Here is a 17,944-nt window from a genome sequence, read left to right as displayed (position 1 = left end):
TTAGATCCCGTTCAAGTGTCGGTTCGCCCGGATGTTCCGGTACTACGTGTGTGGGGCACGAGCGCCGACTTGAGCCGGGCTGCCCGCGAACGCGGAGCGGCTCACTGACCCAAGCAGGACGCCAGGCGAGCCGTGATCTGGTCCAAATCGCTGGCGTCGCCCGCTCCGTCTTCTGCACGCCGCCAGGTTGCAGCAGCCTCAGCAACCTCGTCGGCCGCGTAGATGTAGACCTCGTCGGGTTCAACGTCGATGAGACCAGTCGTCTGGTCGACGCCCGCGCCGTTCCCGATCAGCGTGGCGTTGCTGTCCGGAGACACCCAGACGGCGAGATCCTCGACGTCGTCCGGGTCGCGGACCACGGCACCGGTGTAGTAGATGCCGTCCACACCCTGATCGTAGGCCCGGACCTGAACGAGACCACTGGCCAAGGTCCAGCCGTCCCGCAGGCCTTCCTCGAGGGTCAGCTGCATACCGACGCCCGCGGGCGCATCGACCTGACCGCGTCTGATCCGCGGGTTCAGTGTCACGCAGCCCGAGAGTTCGGGCTGGTCGGGGTCCAGGGGTGCCATGACCTCGCCGAGCGGCGACCAGGCTCGGACTTCGGCGACCGGGCCCGAGTCGCCCAACCCGCCGAGGAGCAGCAGTTGGCTTCCGGCCCAATGCAGTGTCCCCCGGACACTGCGCCCGTCGTGCACCGCCACACTCAGCTCGCCGGACTCAATCCCGAACGACACGAAGATCGGGGACGGGTCAGTGCCGTAGGCGTACACCGTCCCCAGGCCGTCCCAGGCGAGGGCGAGCCACGCTCGCACGCCGGTCTCGGCTGCCGACGGGTCGAGCGGCAGCCGCACCGTCTCCCAACTTGCGTCGGCGTCCTGCTGTGCTTCCTCCAAGTCCAGGCTCGCGATGGCCACGCCGCTCTCGTCCACCAGGCCACCCGCCAGCACCAACTGGCCTGCCACCAACCCGCCGGGCAGCCACATCGAGCCCTCCGCCGAGGAGAACACCGGAGCATCCGGCAGCCGCCGCCACGATCGGCCATCGGTGAAGGCGTACACCACCGGCCCAGTGGGCGGATCAGCCTCGAGCGTCGGCCGGCCGATCAGGACGAAGCCGTCGGGGGTGTCCACGAGGAAGTCAACGAGGATCTCGTCGGGCACATCGAGGGGCGCTATCGACCCGCCGGGTGTCCACCGCGAGTAGTCCACGATCGCGGGATCCCGCTCGTCCGGCGGCTGGCGGACCCTTGCCACCAGGACCATGTCGTCGATCGTTCCAATCAGGTTTCCCGGCGGTGGAGGTTCGACCGCCACCCACTCCTCCTCGAGCACCCACGCACCGGTGCGAATCCCGTCGACCGGACCCTCAGTTGCGGGTGGCGGCCACTCGGTGTCCACCACCACGACCTGACCCTCGAGCACGAACGCCCGTCGTTCGCTCCCAAGCGACCGATCGTCGGGCAGGTCCGGCAGTCGCCGCCACGTCCCAGTGTCCGGGTCGTAGGCTCTCACCGTCGATAGAGCAATCACGATCACCTCCTGGCCGTCCCACGCGAACGTCAATGGCCGGTTGACCGACACCTCGCTGTCGGGGAATGGTGGAGCCGGCCGGCTCCACTCGCCACGGACAAGTGGCAGCTCGTACTGCAGACCCTGCAGCGTCGAGAGCGTCGAGAGAGGCGGAGGCCACGAGGGTCCAGGGCGGTCCTTGGGTGTTGCCGGCTGGCTGGCGACGACCGGTGGCTGCCCCGGTCGCCCGCTACTCGTTGGCACGTCGGCTGGCGATGCGCTCAGGGTCGGTCGTGTGTCCTCGACCACCGACGGACGAGCGACCCAGGCCACACCGACCACTGCCAGACACAGCACGCCGACAAGCCACGGCCGCCGAGACCGTGCTGCCGTCGTCGATGCCCCGTCCACGCCCTCACACTATCAAGTCGTCATGCAGAGTGTAATGTCGTTCACATGACACAGATCATGACACGCCTGGACGACGACACGCTGGCGGAGTTGGACAGGCTCGTATCCGAGGACGTCTTCGCGTCTCGATCGGATGCCCTTCGACAGGGACTGCGCGAGATGCTCGACCGGTACCGCCGACGGGAGATCGGCCGGCAGATCGCCGAGGGCTACAAGAGAATCCCACAGACTGACACCGAGGTCGGCTGGGCCGACGCGGCAACGACAGCAATGATCGCCGAGGAGCCTTGGTGAGTACACCTCAGCAGGGGGAGATCTGGTGGGCCGAAGCAGAGGACAAGCGGCGACCGGTCCTCATCGTGACGAGAAGTGACGCCGTTCCCCACCTCGGCTGGTTGGTGGCCGCGCCGGTCACTCGCACGGTGAGAGGGATCCCGACCGAGCTACCCCTCGACGAGGATCACGGGCTCCCGGAGCCCTGCGTCGCCTCCTTCGACAACCTCCAACCCATTCGCCGGGCATTCCTCACGGACCGGGTGGGGGCGCTCGGCCTCGAAGCCACCGGTGCGATATGCCAGCGGCTATCCGCTATGGCCGACTGCTGATTCCTGCTCGGTCGGCCACGGCAGCCTGAGTGCGGTGGATTCGGCAGGACGGGCGAGGGTTTCGTAGACTGCCCGCAACTCTCGACACCGGGCCCGACGCTGCGCTGCCATCGCGGGCTACCCTCTTCCGAGGTCAATCGACAACTGAGGTCTCCGACACAACATGTTCTGGTCTGACTGGGCGATCACGCTCACCTTGCTCACACCGCTGCTCGGTGCGATCGCCATCGCGTTGATCCCCAAGCGCGCGGAGGAGAACGCGAAGCCCGTCGCGCTGGTCGTGTCCGTCATCGGATTCGCGCTCAGCCTCGGCATCCTTGCGGGGTACGACTTCGACGCGGCTGGCCTGCAGTTCGAGGTGAACGTCCCCTGGATCGACGCGGTCGGCGCGAACTACCACATCGGGATCGACGGGATCAGCCTGCCCCTGTTCGTCCTGTCCTACCTGCTGACCTTCCTCTGCAGCGTCTACGCCTACCACCACATCGAGGAGCCCGGGAAGCCCAAGGCCTTCCTATCCCTGATGTTGCTGCTGCAGACCGGCATGGCCGGCACCTTCATCGCCTTCGACCTGCTCCTCTTCTTCGTCTTCTGGGAAGTCGTGCTTGTCCCGATGTACTTCATGATCGGGGTCTGGGGCGGTCCCCGTCGTGAGTACGCCGCCGTCAAGTTCTTCCTCTACACCCTCTTCGGCTCGGTCTTCATGCTGGTGGCCTTCCTGGCCCTGCGGTTCACCGCCGGCACCTTCGACATGGTCGAACTCGCCGAGATGGGCCAGGCCGGCGCGTTCACGCTGACCTTCCAGCGCGTGGCATTCCTCGGGATCTTCCTGGGCTTCGCCATCAAGGTGCCGATGTGGCCCTTCCACACCTGGCTGCCCGACGCGCACACCGAAGCCCCCACCGTCGGGTCGGTGCTGCTGGCCGGGATCCTGCTGAAGATGGGCACGTACGGCTTCGTCCGCATCGCCATCCCGATCCTGCCGGAGGGGGCGATGGACTTCGCGCCCATCGTGGGCGTGCTGTCGGTGATCGCGATCATCTACGGCGCCCTGTGCTGCATGGCCCAGACCGACCTCAAACGGCTGATCGCCTTCTCATCGGTCGGGCACATGGGCTTCGTGATGCTCGGCATCGCCACGCTCACGCCGGTCGGGATCAATGCGGCGATCTTCGGGATGATCGCCCACGGCGTGATCACCGGGATGTTGTTCTTCGTCGTCGGGTCGATGAAGGAGCGCTACCACACCCGCGACATCGCCGAGATCGGCGGTGGCGCCCTGCAGGTGATGCCGAAGATGGCGGTGATCTTCACCTACGTCTCGATCGCCTCGCTGGGCCTGCCGGGCCTGGCTGGATTCCCCGGTGAGTTCGGCGCGCTGCTGAGTGCCTTCCAGCCGGCGCCGGGTCTGGAGGCAGCGGGCTTCCTGACCTTCTACCGCGTCCTCATGGTCCTGGCGGCCTTCGGTACCGTGCTGACCGCGGGCTACTTCCTGTACATGCTGCAGCGGATCAACATGGGCTCGGCGCCACAGCGATGGCTGTCCGCGGGGCTCAAGGACGTCAGTGTGATCGAGTGGGGTACCTGGATGCCGCTGCTGGCCATGACCCTGCTGCTGGGTGTCCTGCCCTTCCTCGTCTGGGGCATCACGACGCCGGACGTCAACTCCCTGATGTCGTTCTTCTCGGCGTAGGGCCCCCTGATGCCACCGGTTGACCCAACCTCGATCGACTGGGAGTCCCTGGCTCCCGAGCTGATCCTGCTCGTCACCACCTTCGTGGTCCTGCTGGTCGAGCCGTTCGTCCGGCGGGACCGGGTCTGGATCGTCAACCCCATCGGCATCGTCGGGACCCTGGCGTCCTTCGGCGCGGTCGTGTGGCTGGCGCTGGACGACGGCGGCGTCCGAAGCTCGTTCGGCAACATGTTCGTCGTCGACAACTACGCCCTGCTGTTCAAGGGCTTCTTCCTGCTCAGCGGCCTGTTGATCCTGCTGCTCAGCTGGCGGTACTTCCAGGAGGTCCGTACCTACCAGGGCGAGTACTACTTCCTGCTGCTCAGCTCCTTCGTCGGGATGCTGCTCATGGCCTCGGCCCGCGACCTGGTGATGGTCTTCATCGCCCTGGAGATCGTGAGCGTCCCGGGCTTCGTCATGGCGGGCCTCCGGAAGTTCGACATCCGCTCCAACGAGGGCGCGATGAAGTTCTTCCTCATCGGTGTGCTCTCGATCGCCGTCCTGCTCTTCGGTGCCTCGATCCTGTACGGCTACACCGGCACGACGGACCTGGTGGCCATGGGTGAGGCGCTCGCCGGCCTGTCGACCGAGCCGCTGGTCCTGGGCGCGATGCTGTTCGTCATCGTCGGGTTCGGCTTCAAGATCTCTGCGGTGCCGTTCCACTTCTGGGCGCCCGACACCTACGAGGGTGCGCCGCTGCCGGTCACCGCGTTCCTGTCGGTGCTCTCCAAGGCCGCAGGCATGGCCGGTCTGCTCCAGGTCTGCTTCATCGCCTTCGAGCCCCTCGCCGCCGTGTGGGCCCCCGTCCTCGCCCTCATCGCCATCCTCACGATGACGCTGGGCAACCTCACCGCGCTCCAGCAGGACAACGTCGTCCGCCTGCTGGCCTACTCCTCGGTCTCCACCGGCGGGTTCATCCTGGTGCCCTTCGGCATCGTCCAGTCCGGCGCCGTCGACATCAACTCCCAGGCCTTCCAAGCCGTGATGGTGTACCTGCTGGTCTACTCGGTCATGAACCTGGGGGCGTTCAGCGTGGTGATCGCGATGGCACGGCAGAAGCCACGCAAGCTGATCAGCGACTACGCGGGCCTGGGGCACACCCAGCCGGGCATGGCCATCGCTCTGACGATGTTCCTGGTGGCCCTCACGGGCATCCCGCCGCTGGTCGGCTGGTACGCCAAGTTCGTGACGTTGGCCGCCGTGGTCCAGCCCGCCAACGCGGTCGGGATCGCGCTGGCCGTCGCCATCGTCGTCAACAGCGTCATCGGCGCCTTCTACTACCTGCGCCTCGCGCGCACGATGTGGATGGACGACCCTGCAGATGGGAGCCTGACGCTCAAGCCCGGCATCCCCCTGGGGACGGTCATCGGCGGCCTGGCAGCGGCGGCTGTCGTGCTCGGCATCCTGCCCGGTGTCTTCGCCGGCTTCGCGGAGATGTCGACCCTGGTCGCTGGCGGCTGAGACGTGGCCCTGATCAGCAAGAGGCCTTGATCGCTCAGGAGGGAACTGCGTCCTGGCGGTGCGCCGAGGGTGTGATCCCGTAGGCCTTCTTGAAGGTCCGGGAGAGGTGAGCGGCGTCGGCAAAGCCCCAGCGATGGGCCATCTCGGTGATCGTCCTCGCCGCCATGCGAGGGTCGGCCAGGTCGCGCCGCACACGCTCCAGTCGGCGTATCCGGATGTGCGCCGCCGGCGTCTTTCCGACGCTCGAGAAGGCGAGGTGCAGCGTTCTCACAGACACTCCCAGCCGAGATGCGAGCACCGTCGGGCCGAGGTCGGGATCGTCCAGCTCGTGCTCGATGATCGTCATCGCGCGTGATGCCAGCAGCGAGTTGCCGTCCACCACCGGAGCGGAGCCAGCCAGGGTGCGAGACAGCAGGTCGGTCACGACGTCGACTGCGGTGACCGCCTCGACAGGTCCCATGTCCGTGGCCACTCGTGCCAACGACATCACCTGGGACGAGAGCAACGCCCCCAACGGTCGCTCGGCGGCTATCAACGACGTCGCCTGCGCGTGGGGCACGCGATCCCTCGGCACCATCAGCGTGATCTTGTGGAGCGGTTCGCGAACGCAGAACGAGGCCGGTACGCGGCTGTCCCACACCAGCAGGTCGCCGGCCCCCAGATCCACCACGACCTCACCCTGACGGACGTGCTCACGTCCGCTCATGACCAACAGCACGGCCAGCATCTCATCGTCGGTGCGGCGCAGCTCGGCTCGGCCGCGTCGTCCCTCGATCGGACCCGTGGCGCACTCGACGACTCTGGCATCGTCCAGCGAGTGCCAGCGAAGGTCGCAGACCACGCTCGGCGTGCTGGGCGGGTCGATCTGCCAGGGGAGATGGGTGTCGCTCAGGGCCGCGCGGACACCAGCAAGGCGACCGGAGTGGGGAAGATCGGACGCCGACCACGTGCCGTGCCCTGATGTGGACGCTGTCATCTCGACTCCCGCTCGAACGTTGCACGAATCATCACCTCGTGTGCGCCGAACAACAAGCCCCGCCGTCGATCGCTCAGCCACGCTAGGAGCCCCATCGACGAAAGGTACGACAGTGCGGCACGACATCGAGTTCAGCACCGAGGACGGCGTCACCCTGCGAGGCTGGCGCTACGACGCGGAGGGAGCGTCGGGACCTGCCCCGACCATCGTGATGGCCCACGGCTTCTCGGCCACCAAGGAGATGTATCTGGATGACTTCGCCGAGGTGTTCGCGGCCGCGGGCCTGGGCGTGGTGGTCTACGACAATCGCGGGTTCGGTGACTCCGAGGGCCAACCGCGTCAGCACATCGACCCCGTGCAGCAGATCCGCGACTACCGCGATGCCATCACCTGGGCGCAGAGCCAGCAGCAGGTCGATGCGGACCGCATCGGCGTGTGGGGTTCCAGCTACTCCGGAGGACATGTGCTGGTCGTCAGCGCGATCGACCGGCGCGTCAAGTGCGTCGTCGCGCAGGTCCCCCTGACCTATGGGCTCGAGTCGGCCCGGCGGTTGGTTCGCGGCGACATGTTCGCCCCCACGCGGGACATGTTCGATGCCGACCGTGCCGCTCGCATGACGGGCGAGCCGCACGCGGTCATGCCGGTGACGGCTCCTGAGGGTGAGCCGTGCGCACTGCCGACCGCTGACACCTACGAGTTCTTCACGCAGCTGCCGCCGGACCGGGGGAAGGGCTGGAAGAACCAGGTCACGCTGCAGTCGGTGGAGCTCTTCATGGAGTACGAGCCGACCACCTACATCGCCAACATCTCACCCACGCCGCTGTTGCTGGTGGCTGCTCGAGGCGACCACCTGACCCCCTATGACCTGTCCGCCCGGGCCTACGAGGCGGCCCTGCAACCGAAGAAGCTGTTGACGCTGCCTGGCGGTCACTTCGACGCCTACGTCGACGAGGCCTTCGAGCTCTCGTCCACGGTTCAGCGCGACTGGTTCGTGGAGCATCTGGGGAGTTGAGGGCTGCAGAAGCCCCCGACACCGTGTGGTGGCGGGGGCTCGAGGGGGTGAGTCAGCTGGGCTAGCTGATCGTCAAGGCGTCCACCTCGGACTTGGCCGAGCGGATCCCAGCCAACTGCTGGGTCACGACGGGACGGGCGGTCTCGGGGAGGTCGTCATTGTTCAGCGCATCCTCGTACTCCGAGACGGCGTGCTCCTCTCCGGACTCGACAGCCTTCAGCACGCTCGACGGATCCGAACCGCTCAGCGCATCCTTCAGCCCCATCCAGCCACGATGCAACGAGCCGGCGAGCGAGCCGCTCTCCTCCAAGGTCTGGCCCTGTGACGAGGCGAGGGTCCGCAGCTCCTCGGAGAACTCCGCACGCTGGGACGAGAAGCGGCGAAGGACGTCGGCGATGCTGGTGTGGCCGTCGCCGGCCAGCTTGTCGGCCGCGTCGTGCATTCCCTTCTTCCCGTCCTCGAGCGTCTCAACGAGGTCCTTCAGCACGGATGACATGAAAATCTCTCTCCTGTGGTCTTGGAATCGGCGAACAAGAGGGAACGCCGGTCATTGACCGGCAATAAGCGGGGGTCAGGCTCGATCCCCTCTCATCAAAACCCTTACCGAGGAGTTGCCGGGCGAAACGGGCCGTCCGTCCCGCCGGTCCCAACCCAGCCCAGCAGTGAGGACAGCTCGGCCGCGGCGTCGGCGACCGCCTCACGAGTTTGCTGCAGCGTCGTGTCGCGCAGTCGGAATGACGGTCCGAGCACGGACAGTGCGGCGACGGCGTGAGCGGTCGCATCAACCACCGGCGAGCTGACAGCGGTGACGCCCGTCTCCACGTTGTCGTGGGCGACCTCGGTCGCACCGGGCGGCACGCCGCCCGCCAGCACGGCGCCGACGGCGGTCCCGGTCCGGGGCACCGCTCGTCCCCGCCACCCGGTGTGGCGCAGGGTGTGGCCGCCTTCGGCCGCAGCGAGGTAGCTGGCCGTGTCCTCATCATGGATGACAGCGAGGTAGGCGGTCTCACCGGTCCGCCGGGCGAGTTGATCGAGGATCGGCTGGGCCAGTCGCGGCAGCGGATGGCCCCCGACCACCCGGTGCGCCAGCCGGAGCAGTTGAGGTCCCGGGCGGTAGCCGGTTGCGGAACGGTCGACGAACCCGGCCAGTTCGAGCGACGCGAGCTGCCGCGTGGTGGTCGAGGGTGCCAGACCCACGGCGTCGGCCAACTCGGTCAGCGTGGGGCCGCCCGACGGGCTGTCACCGTCGACGACGGCGGCGAGGAGGCTGAGGACGCGGTCGCTGGACCGAGGTGTTGACGAGGACATCTCATCCACTCCGATTGACACATTCCATCTGACAGAAGTACCTTCCACAGTGTGGAAGCAGGTGGAATCCTACTCGAGGCCGGAGGGGTCAGCGCGGACGACGTGATCGCCGTCGCTCGTGCGGACGCACCCGTCCGACTCGGGGATGCGGCACGAGCGGCCCTGACGCGGGGGGCAGCGGTGGTGCGGGCGCTCACCGACAACCCCGAGCCCGTCTACGGTGTCTCCACCGGGTTCGGTGCGCTGGCAGGGACCGTCATCCCGCTCGAGCGCTCCGCAGAGCTGCAGGTTGCACTGGTCCGCTCCCACGCCGGGGGGATGGGCGCACCGATTGAGCGCGAGGTTGTCCGGGCCATGATGTTCCTCCGCGCCCGCAGTCTGGCGATGGGCTACAGCGGCGCACGCCCGGTCGTCGCGCAGGCGATCCTCGACCTCCTCAACCACGACATCACGCCGGTGGTCCATGAGTACGGGTCCGTCGGGGCCAGTGGCGACCTGGCCCCCCTGGCCGCCTGCGCCCTGGTGCTCACCGGCGAGGGCGAGGTCACGACTGCAGCGGGTCGGCAGGCGGCTGCGGGGGCGCTGCAGGCAGCTGGGCTGCAGCCGCTCGTGTTGTCGGCGAAGGAGGGCCTGGCGCTGATCAACGGGACCGATGGCATGCTCGGCATGCTCGTCATGGCGCTGGCCGACCTGCGGGCGCTGTACGCGGTCGCGGACGTGGTGGCCGCGATGACCGTGGAGGCACTGCTCGGCACCGATCGGGCATTCGACGCGGACCTGGTGGCCATGCGTCCCCAGCCGGGCCAGCAGGACAGTGCCCGGGCACTCAGGGCCATCCTCGCCGGGTCGGGGATCGTGTCCAGCCACCGACACGGTGACGGGCGCGTCCAGGACGCCTACTCGCTGCGCTGCACGCCGCAGGTCCACGGTGCCGGGCGGGACATCATCGCGTTCGCGGAGACGGTCGCGGGACATGAGCTGGCCAGCTTCATCGACAATCCCGTGGTGCTGCCTGACGGCCGGGTCGCCTCCTGTGGCAACTTCCACGGGGTCCCCCTGGCCTACGCCGCCGACATGCTCCGCATCCCGATCGCCGACCTCGGAGTGCTCTCGGAGCGCCGCACCGACCGGCTGCTCGACCCGGCGCGCTCCGCCGGCCTGCCGCCCTTCCTCGCCGTGGATGCCGGGGTCAACAGCGGCCTGATGATCGCGCAGTACACCCAGGCTGCGATGGTCGCCGAGAACCGACGACTGGCGGCCCCCGCAGGTGTGGACAGCGCGTCGACCAGCGGTGGCCAAGAAGACCACGTCTCGATGGGCTGGGGTGCCGCCCGCGCGCTGCGCGCCAGTGTGGGCAACCTGCGACGGATCCTCGCCGTCGAACTGCTGGCCGCCACGCACGCCCAGGTCCTCCGCCGCCCGCTGACCGCGTCGCCGTGCACCGGTGCGGTCGCCGAGGCCGTGATCTCCGCTGCGGGTGGGCCTGGCGACGACCAGCACCTGGCGCCGCGACTGCGGGCCGTCGAGGCGTTGATCGCCGATGGCACGGTGCTGGCGCGGGCCCGCGAGCACGCCGACCTTCCCTGGCCACCCCCACGCACCCCTGACCACAGGAGCCCATGACATGACTGCCGCTCGGTCCCGCGCCGTCACGGCTGGCGCCCGCCCCGTCCGGGCACCGCGAGGGCCCACGCTGACCGCGAAGTCGTGGCAGACCGAAGCGCCGCTCCGGATGCTGATGAACAACCTCGACCCCGCTGTGGCTGAGGACCCCGACAACCTCGTCGTCTATGGCGGGACCGGTCGGGCGGTGCGGAGTTGGGCGGCGTTCGACGCGATCGTGGCCTGCCTCACCGAGTTGGAGGAGGACGAGACGCTTCTCGTCCAGTCCGGCAAGCCGGTCGGGGTCCTGCGCACCCACCCGTGGGCGCCACGGGTCCTGCTCGCCAACTCCCACCTCGTCCCCGATTGGGCCGACTGGGAGACCTTCCGCCGGATGGAGGCGGAGGGCCTGACCATGTACGGCCAGATGACGGCGGGATCGTGGATCTACATCGGGACCCAGGGGATCCTGCAGGGGACCTACGAGTGCTTCGCCGAGATCGCCCGACGTCGCCATGGGGGCTCGCTGGCCGGGACCATCACCCTGACCGCCGGCCTGGGCGGCATGGGTGGCGCACAGCCGCTGGCCGTGACCATGAACGATGGCGTTGCGCTGTGCATCGAGGTCGACCAAGCCCGCGCCGAGCGGCGGGTCGAACACCGCTACCTCGACGTGATCGCGGCCGACGTTGAGGACGCCGTCCAGCAGTGCGTGGCCGCCCGGGATGCCGGGACGGCGCTCAGCGTCGGCCTGATCGGCAACGCCGCCGTTCTTGTTCCAGAACTGCTCGACCGCGGATTTCCCGCCGACATCGTGACCGACCAGACCTCCGCGCACGACCCACTGACCTATGTGCCGGTGGACCTCTCACCGGCGGCGGCCGCGCGGATGGCCGCGGACGACCCTGCCGAGCTCACCCGCCGGGCCCGGGCGTCGATGGCGACGCACTGCCGAGCCATGGTCGGCTTCGCCGATGCCGGCGCGGAGGTCTTCGACTACGGCAACAGCCTGCGCGCAGAAGCCCAGCTGGGTGGCTTCGAACGGGCCTTCGACTACCCCGGTTTCGTCCCGGCCTACGTCCGCCCGCTGTTCTGCGAGGGTCGGGGGCCGTTTCGCTGGGTGGCGCTGTCCGGGGATCCCGCTGACATCGCCGTGACCGATCGGGCCGTGCTGGAGACGTTCCCGGACGACGAGCCGCTCCACCGGTGGATCACCCAGGCCTCGCAGAAGGTGGCCTACCAGGGCCTCCCGGCTCGCATCTGCTGGCTCGGCTACGGCGAGCGGTCCCGACTGGGACAGGTGTTCAACGACCTGGTCCGCGACGGCCGGGTGTCGGCACCGATCGTGATCGGGCGGGACCACCTCGACTCCGGTTCGGTCGCCTCGCCCTTCCGGGAGACCGAGGCCATGAAGGACGGCTCGGACGCCATCGCCGACTGGCCGCTGCTGAACGCGCTGGCCACCACCGCCTCCGGCGCCACCTGGGTCAGCCTGCACCACGGCGGCGGGGTCGGCATCGGACGCTCGATCCACGCGGGGATGGTCTGCGTGGCCGACGGCACCGACCTGGCAGCGCAGAAGCTGCAGCGGGTGCTCACCACCGATCCGGCCCTGGGCGTGATGCGCCATGCCGATGCCGGCTACGAGCGGGCGGCCCAGGTGGCACGGGAGCGCGGCGTGCGGATTCCGCTGCTGGAGCAGTGAGGGTGCGCCGGTGACCGTCCGACCGCTGGTCCACATCGGCGACCCGGTCCTGCGTGCACCCGCGAGCCCGGTCGACGCCGAGGAGATCGCCTCCGCCGACCTGCAGACGCTCATCACCGACCTCATCGACACGATGCGAGCAGCTGGAGGAGCTGGGATCGCCGCGCCCCAGATCGGCGTGTCGCGGCAGGTTGCCATTGCCGAGGTGGACGACCACACCAGGGCCCGGTACCCCTACAAGCCTCCGATCCCGCTGACGGTGCTGATCAACCCGGTCCTGACCGTGCTGGACGAGGGCACCGAGACCATCAACGAGGGGTGCCTGTCCGTCCCGGGCCTCCGGGGTGAGTTACCGCGTGCCACGGCTGTCCGGGTCCAGTGGCTGGATCAGGACGGCGTGGCCCACGACGAGACCCGACGAGGCGTGACGGCCGGGACGTTCCAGCACGAGTGCGACCATCTGGCCGGGATTGTCTTCCTGGACCGGGTCGCCGACACCAGGACCCTCACGACGTGGGAGAACTACGACCGCTACCACCGGGCGGCCTTCGAGGAGCGGATCGCCGCCTACGTGGCGCGGGTGGGGGCGTGATGGTGGCCGACCTGGCCGCAGCGTCGACGACCAAGACGAGCGGGCCGGTCCAGACCTACCGGTGCGACCACGCCCTGATCGACGGTGCCGTACGTCGCGATGTCCTGCTGGGCATCGCCGAGGGCCAAGTCGTGCGCGTCGAGGTGGAGGTCGAGCCTGAGGTCGCACGGGCCGCTGGGGCGGTGCACCTTCGCGGGGTGACGCTGCCAGGGTTGGTCAACGCGCACAGCCACGCCTTTCACCGAGCACTTCGGGGACGGGTCCAGGGGGCCCAGGCGGAGGGGAACTTCTGGCGCTGGCGCGAGGTGATGTACGCCGCCGCGAGCCGGCTCGACCCCGACCGCTATCACCACCTCGCCCTTGCGGTGTTCGCCGAGATGGCCCTCGCCGGCATCAGCACGGTCGGCGAGTTCCACTACCTGCACCATCCCTCCGGCGGCGGACGGTACCGCGACCCGAACGCGATGGGGCACGCCCTCACGTCGGCCGCCGAGGAAGTCGGCATCCGGCTGACCCTGCTCGATGCGCTGTACCTGACGGCGGATGTGGATCGGCCTGCGGATGATCCCGGGCTCTCGCCGGTCCAGCGACGCTTCAGCGACGGCTCGGTGCACGCCTGGGCCGACCGGGTTGGGCGGCTCGTCCCCTCCGAGCGGATCCGGTTCGGCGCGGCGGTGCACTCCGTCCGCGCTGTCCCAGGTCCACAGCAGGTCGAGCTCGCCGACGTGCTGGCCGCAGGCGTCCTGGGGTCGGACCCTGTGGTGCACGCCCACGTCGCTGAGCAGCCGGCGGAGGTGGGCGCCACGATCAACCGCTACGGGGAGGGTCCGCTGGCGCTGCTGGACCGCAGCGGTCTGGTCGGGGCCGGCTTCACGGCGGTCCATGGTGTGTGGCTGGACGAGGAGGAGGTCCTGCAGTTGGCCCGGCGGGGCGGCGGGGTGTGCGTCTGCCCGACGACCGAGCGGGACCTGGGCGACGGCGTCGTGCGGGCGGACCGGCTGCTCGAGCGGGGTGTGCCTCTCTCCCTGGGCACGGACCAACATGTGATGACCGACCTGTTCGAGGAGGCCCGGGCGGTCGAGCTCAACCTGCGACTGATCACCGGCCGCCGAGGCATCCTCGACCCAGCGACGCTGCTGGCCGCTGCCACGGGTGGTGGAGCTGCACGTGTGGGGTGGCCGGAGTGCGGCCGGATCGAGGTCGGGGCGCCAGCAGACCTCTGCGTCGTGGGCCTCGACGGCCCCCGACTTGCCGGGTCTGGTGATCTGCTGTCGCGCGTGGTGTTCGCGGCGACGGCGGCCGACGTGCGTCACACCGTGGTGGGGGGAGGGTTCATCGTCACCGACAGGGCCCATCGGTCAGTCGACGTCGCAGGGGAGTTGCAGCGGTCTGTCCGTGCGCTGGTCGGGGAGGGGTCGCTGTGAACGCTCCGTTCGGGGGTGCCGCAGCCAACCGCCGGGCAGGGAACCTGACCGACCCGGTGGGGAACCTGACCGACCCGGTGGGGAACCTGGCCGACCCGGCCCGGACCGTGGTGATCGCCAACATCGGCGTTCTGGTGACCCACGATCCGGCTCATCCACGTGTCCTGGGGGACCAGCCAGATGGCCGCCCAGATTTTGGGACGGGGCTCACGGGGGCGTGGCTGGTCCTCGGCCCCGGATCCGATGGGGTGGCACGAGTGCTGCGAACCGGGACTGGTCACCCACCTGCCGCCGACGGGGTGATGGACGTGGAGGGCGCCACGGTCATCCCGGGCTTCGTCGACAGTCACACCCACATGGTGTTCGCCGGAGACCGGTCAGCCGAGTTCGCCGCTCGTATGGCCGGCGCGCCCTACCAGGCAGGCGGTATCGCAACCACGATCGAGGCAACACGCGCGGCGTCGGCCGAGCAACTGCGCCAGGGACTGCGTCGACGGGTCGCCGAGTCGCGTGCCCAGGGCATCACGACGCGAGAGATCAAGTCCGGCTACGCCGCGTCCACCTCCGGCGAGGCCCGACTGCTGCGGATGGCGAGAGAGGTCACCTCGCACACGACCCTGCTCGGCGCCCACGTCGTCCCCCCCGAGGTCGACGCCGACGCGTTCGTGAGCTTGGTGGTCGAGGAGATGACGCCGGCGTGTGCAGAGCTGGCGACTCGGGTCGACGTCTTCTGCGAGCGGGGCGCGTTCGATGTGGATCAGTCCCGCGCCGTCCTCGAGGCTGGCGCGACTGCAGGCTTGACGCCGACGATCCACGCAGGCCAGCTGCAGGCCGGACCCGCGGTGGCGCTTGCGGTCGAGTTGGGGTGTGCGTCCGCGGACCACTGCACCCACCTCACGAACGAAGACGTCGCGCTGCTGGGGAGTTCGTCGACGGTGGCGACCCTCCTGCCGGCCACCGACTTCTCCACCCGACAGCCCTACCCGGACGCCCGGCGACTGCTGGATGCCGGAGCGGTGGTGGCGTTGGCGACGAACTGCAACCCGGGGTCGAGCTTCACCTCGGCCATGGCGTTGGTCATCGCCCTGGCGGTGCGGGACTGCCGCATGACCCTCCCGGAGGCACTGTGGTCCGCGACAGCCGGCGGCGCGACCGCGTTGCGGCAGAGTGACATCGGACACCTGCAGACCGGTGCACGAGCCGACCTCGCGGTGGTGTCGGCCCCGACGCCAGATCACCTCGCCTATCGACCCGGGATGCCGCTGATCGACACCACCATCGAGGCCGGACAGGTGGTGTGGCGGGCTACAGGAGCGTGGCCTCCAGCGTGATCTCAGCTCCAGCGAGGACCTTGGAGACCGGGCAGTTCTCCTTGGCGCCGGCCGCAACCTCCTGGAACGCTGCGTCATCGATGTCAGGCACCGACGCGGTGCACGCCAGGTGGATCGTGGTGATCTCCAGACCGTCGAGCGTGACGGTCGCCTCGGTCGCGACGCTGTCGGGGGTGTGGCCGCCGCTGGCCAGCTCGTTCGACAGCGCCATCGAGTAGCACGCTGCGTGGGCTGCGGCGATCAGTTCCTCGGGGTTGGTTCCTTCGCCGGTCTCGAACCGGGAGACGAACGAGTAGTTGCCCGAGTAGGCGCCACTTCCAAGCTCGAGGGTCCCGGACCCACCCCTGAGGTCGCCCTTCCACTCTGCTGCTGACGTGCGTTCGATGGCCATGATCAGATCTCCTTGCGTGCGGTGTCGGCGTACCTGGCGGGCTTACCCGATTCGGCGCAACCCCACCCATGCGGTGGCTGCGGGGTGGCGCGTGGCTCGGAGCAGCAAGCGACCCCGATCACCAAGGGCAATCGGGGTCGTGGCGGGACTGCTTGGGACTACTTAGCGAATGGCGCGGTACGCCTTCATGCCGTCGACGTGCAGCCGGTGGCTGGAACGGGCGAGGGTGCCAAGGTCGGCGCCCCGCGCACGCAGGTCCTGGTGGCGGTTGAACGCCTTGAGCAGGTTCTTGAAGGACGTTTCGAACTCAGTGTTCGACATAACGGGTCACCTCCCGGTGAAAGGATCGTTCTTAGTTACGTCCCTTACTATAGCACCGCTTGCAACTGCTAACACAGCTCACGCCGCCCCCGCCCTTGTCCGGTTGGACACTGCTCTACGAAGTTCCTTTGTTACGCAGTGTGCAACAAGCTACTTGTAGTTGGTGAATCGCAGCGGAAGGTCCTGGTCGTTGGCTCGCAGGAGCGCCTGGACTTCTTGGAGGGCATCGCGCGATTTGGAGCTGACTCGGATCTTGTCGTCCTGCATCGCGGGGGTCACCTTGAGCTTGGACTGCTTGATGACCTTGACCATCGCCTTGGCCTTGTCCTTGGGGATGCCGGACACCAGCGCGACCTCTTGGCGGTACATCGACCCGGCGGCTGGCTTCACGTCACGGACGTCCAGGGCCTTCTGGCTCAGCTTCCGCTTGATCATGCGTGTCTTGAACACATCGAGGGCTGCCGCGACTCGCTCCTCGGAGTTGGCCTCGATGACGATCTCGTCACCCGACCACCGGATCGAGGCGTTCGTGCCCTTGAAGTCGTAGCGCTGAGCCAGCTCCTTGCCGGCCTGGTTCAGCGCGTTGTCGACCTCCTGGCGGTCGACTTCGGCTACCACATCAAAGCTTGAATCTGCCATAGCCGTGGAGCGTAGACGGCCCGGGTGTCGAGGGAAACGCCGCTGCTACGCTGTCCGCTCCCGGTGGGTTGCCCGAGTGGCCAAAGGGACTTGGCTGTAAACCAAGCGGCTTCGCCTACGAAGGTTCGAATCCTTCACCCACCACGCGGACCGACTCGCTGCGCTCGCGGTGTCCCGGTCCTTCGCACCTGCGGTGCTCAGTCGGGGAAGTCCGCGTGGTTGCACCAGGTGCCCTCCGCTCCGCTCGGGGCGTTCAGGCCACGCAGGCCAACCCCAGTCGGTACCTGCTCGGTCGAGTCTGGCCGGCCATGGCGACAGGTTGCGCAGGGGCGGAGGACGGCCGATACTCTGACGCTCGGTCGGTCCCTCGACCACTGCAACATCCAGGCCCCCCTAGCTCAGTCGGCAGAGCGTCTCCATGGTAAGGAGAAGGTCAACGGTTCGATTCCGTTGGGGGGCTCGAATCACATACACGGCGGCGTAGCTCAGGGGTTAGAGCACTCGGCTCATAATCGAGGTGTCGGTGGTTCAAGTCCACCCGCCGCTACTGCCTCCAACCGAGAACCGGTTTGGAGGCTTGTCCACGTCGGCCGCGATGACTCGGCCGCTCTCGCCATGACACAGGAGCCTGAACAGGCATGGGTAAGGAAAAGTTCGAGCGTACGAAGCCGCATATGAATATCGGCACGATTGGTCATGTCGATCATGGGAAGACGACGTTGACGGCGGCGATCACGACGGTGTTGGCCAAGCACAACCCGAATGTGACGGCCTCGGCGTTTGATGCCATTGATAAGGCTCCGGAGGAGAAGGAGCGTGGCATCACCATCAATGTGTCGCATGTGGAGTATGAGACCGACAATCGGCATTACGCCCACGTGGATGCGCCGGGCCATGCTGATTATGTCAAGAACATGATCACGGGT

At 68.2% G+C, this 17,944-nt stretch carries 18 protein-coding genes and 3 tRNA genes; 14 read left to right on the top strand and 7 right to left on the bottom strand.

The window, feature by feature from the left end; translation table 11 throughout:
- Positions 1-101: 101 nt before the first annotated feature.
- On the bottom strand, positions 102-1,529 hold the full coding sequence (locus C1746_RS00105; RefSeq protein WP_162867214.1) for a Kelch repeat-containing protein: 1,428 nt from the start codon (positions 1,527-1,529) through the stop codon (positions 102-104).
- Positions 1,530-1,964: 435 nt separating this feature from the next.
- Between C1746_RS00105 and C1746_RS00100 the strand changes: the two genes are divergently transcribed.
- From C1746_RS00100 to C1746_RS00085, 4 genes are all read left to right on the top strand, one after another.
- The gene (locus C1746_RS00100; protein ID WP_116712694.1) at positions 1,965-2,213 is read left to right on the top strand and encodes a ribbon-helix-helix domain-containing protein; all 249 of its coding nucleotides are present in this window, start codon (positions 1,965-1,967) and stop codon (positions 2,211-2,213) included.
- Positions 2,210-2,524 (top strand): type II toxin-antitoxin system PemK/MazF family toxin, encoded by a 315-nt coding sequence (locus C1746_RS00095; RefSeq protein ID WP_162867213.1) that lies wholly within the window; start codon positions 2,210-2,212, stop codon positions 2,522-2,524. The genes C1746_RS00100 and C1746_RS00095 overlap by 4 nt, the downstream gene beginning before the upstream one ends.
- Before the next feature lie 163 nt (positions 2,525-2,687).
- Positions 2,688-4,217, top strand: a complete 1,530-nt coding sequence (locus C1746_RS00090) for a complex I subunit 4 family protein (RefSeq protein ID WP_116712692.1) — start codon at positions 2,688-2,690, stop codon at positions 4,215-4,217.
- Positions 4,218-4,226: 9 nt separating this feature from the next.
- Positions 4,227-5,717, top strand: a complete 1,491-nt coding sequence (locus C1746_RS00085; RefSeq protein WP_116712691.1) for an NADH-quinone oxidoreductase subunit N — start codon at positions 4,227-4,229, stop codon at positions 5,715-5,717.
- Positions 5,718-5,751: 34 nt separating this feature from the next.
- On the opposite strand, the gene C1746_RS00080 is transcribed toward C1746_RS00085, so the two are convergent.
- Positions 5,752-6,693, bottom strand: a complete 942-nt coding sequence (locus C1746_RS00080; protein WP_162867212.1) for a helix-turn-helix domain-containing protein — start codon at positions 6,691-6,693, stop codon at positions 5,752-5,754.
- A 112-nt stretch (positions 6,694-6,805) separates the two neighbouring features.
- Between C1746_RS00080 and C1746_RS00075 the strand changes: the two genes are divergently transcribed.
- On the top strand, positions 6,806-7,705 hold the full coding sequence (locus C1746_RS00075; protein ID WP_116712689.1) for an alpha/beta hydrolase: 900 nt from the start codon (positions 6,806-6,808) through the stop codon (positions 7,703-7,705).
- Positions 7,706-7,766: 61 nt separating this feature from the next.
- Here the strand turns inward: C1746_RS00075 and C1746_RS00070 are convergent, their stop codons facing one another.
- Complete coding sequence (locus C1746_RS00070; protein ID WP_116712688.1) at positions 7,767-8,201, bottom strand: ferritin-like domain-containing protein; 435 nt, start codon at positions 8,199-8,201, stop codon at positions 7,767-7,769.
- A gap of 104 nt (positions 8,202-8,305) precedes the next feature.
- Complete coding sequence (locus tag C1746_RS00065; protein WP_162867211.1) at positions 8,306-9,013, bottom strand: IclR family transcriptional regulator; 708 nt, start codon at positions 9,011-9,013, stop codon at positions 8,306-8,308.
- 51 nt (positions 9,014-9,064) lie between these two features.
- Here C1746_RS00065 and hutH point away from each other — a divergent pair, with 51 nt between their 5' ends.
- The 5 genes from hutH (at position 9,065) to hutI (ending at position 15,667) form a co-directional block, all read left to right on the top strand.
- The gene (gene hutH, locus C1746_RS00060) at positions 9,065-10,636 is read left to right on the top strand and encodes a histidine ammonia-lyase (protein ID WP_205711611.1); all 1,572 of its coding nucleotides are present in this window, start codon (positions 9,065-9,067) and stop codon (positions 10,634-10,636) included.
- A 1-nt stretch (position 10,637) separates the two neighbouring features.
- Positions 10,638-12,320, top strand: a complete 1,683-nt coding sequence (gene hutU, locus C1746_RS00055) for a urocanate hydratase (protein ID WP_116712686.1) — start codon at positions 10,638-10,640, stop codon at positions 12,318-12,320.
- 10 nt (positions 12,321-12,330) lie between these two features.
- Positions 12,331-12,912, top strand: a complete 582-nt coding sequence (def, locus tag C1746_RS00050; RefSeq protein WP_205711610.1) for a peptide deformylase — start codon at positions 12,331-12,333, stop codon at positions 12,910-12,912.
- The gene (locus tag C1746_RS00045; protein ID WP_116712684.1) at positions 12,912-14,336 is read left to right on the top strand and encodes a formimidoylglutamate deiminase; all 1,425 of its coding nucleotides are present in this window, start codon (positions 12,912-12,914) and stop codon (positions 14,334-14,336) included. The genes def and C1746_RS00045 overlap by 1 nt, the downstream gene beginning before the upstream one ends.
- A gap of 86 nt (positions 14,337-14,422) precedes the next feature.
- Positions 14,423-15,667 carry an imidazolonepropionase gene (gene hutI / locus C1746_RS00035; protein WP_414627954.1) on the top strand — a complete coding sequence of 415 codons (1,245 nt, stop codon included), beginning with the start codon at positions 14,423-14,425 and terminating at the stop codon, positions 15,665-15,667.
- On the opposite strand, the gene C1746_RS00030 is transcribed toward hutI, so the two are convergent.
- The 3 genes from C1746_RS00030 to C1746_RS00025 form a co-directional block, all read right to left on the bottom strand.
- Positions 15,642-16,058: an OsmC family protein gene (locus C1746_RS00030; protein ID WP_116712681.1), complete on the bottom strand. Its 417-nt coding sequence runs from the start codon at positions 16,056-16,058 to the stop codon at positions 15,642-15,644. The two genes, hutI and C1746_RS00030, sit on opposite strands and share 26 nt — an antisense overlap.
- A gap of 162 nt (positions 16,059-16,220) precedes the next feature.
- Positions 16,221-16,379: a hypothetical protein gene (locus C1746_RS21820; RefSeq protein ID WP_162867210.1), complete on the bottom strand. Its 159-nt coding sequence runs from the start codon at positions 16,377-16,379 to the stop codon at positions 16,221-16,223.
- A 150-nt stretch (positions 16,380-16,529) separates the two neighbouring features.
- Positions 16,530-17,018 carry a YajQ family cyclic di-GMP-binding protein gene (locus C1746_RS00025; RefSeq protein ID WP_116712680.1) on the bottom strand — a complete coding sequence of 163 codons (489 nt, stop codon included), beginning with the start codon at positions 17,016-17,018 and terminating at the stop codon, positions 16,530-16,532.
- Positions 17,019-17,080: 62 nt separating this feature from the next.
- Between C1746_RS00025 and C1746_RS00020 the strand changes: the two genes are divergently transcribed.
- The 4 genes from C1746_RS00020 to C1746_RS00005 all read left to right on the top strand — a co-directional run.
- Positions 17,081-17,162: transfer RNA gene (locus C1746_RS00020), tRNA-Tyr, on the top strand.
- A 243-nt stretch (positions 17,163-17,405) separates the two neighbouring features.
- Positions 17,406-17,478: transfer RNA gene (locus C1746_RS00015), tRNA-Thr, on the top strand.
- 14 nt (positions 17,479-17,492) lie between these two features.
- A tRNA-Met gene (locus tag C1746_RS00010) sits at positions 17,493-17,565 on the top strand.
- A gap of 91 nt (positions 17,566-17,656) precedes the next feature.
- A partial coding sequence (locus C1746_RS00005; RefSeq protein WP_240598812.1) for a GTP-binding protein occupies positions 17,657-17,944 on the top strand: 288 nt, incomplete at its 3' end.

Origin of the sequence: Euzebya tangerina (genome assembly GCF_003074135.1) — a bacterium.
Taxonomy (GTDB): Bacteria; Actinomycetota; Nitriliruptoria; order Euzebyales; family Euzebyaceae; genus Euzebya; species Euzebya tangerina.
Note: the sequence above shows the minus strand (reverse complement) of the source record. Positions and strands in the feature narration are given on the sequence as shown.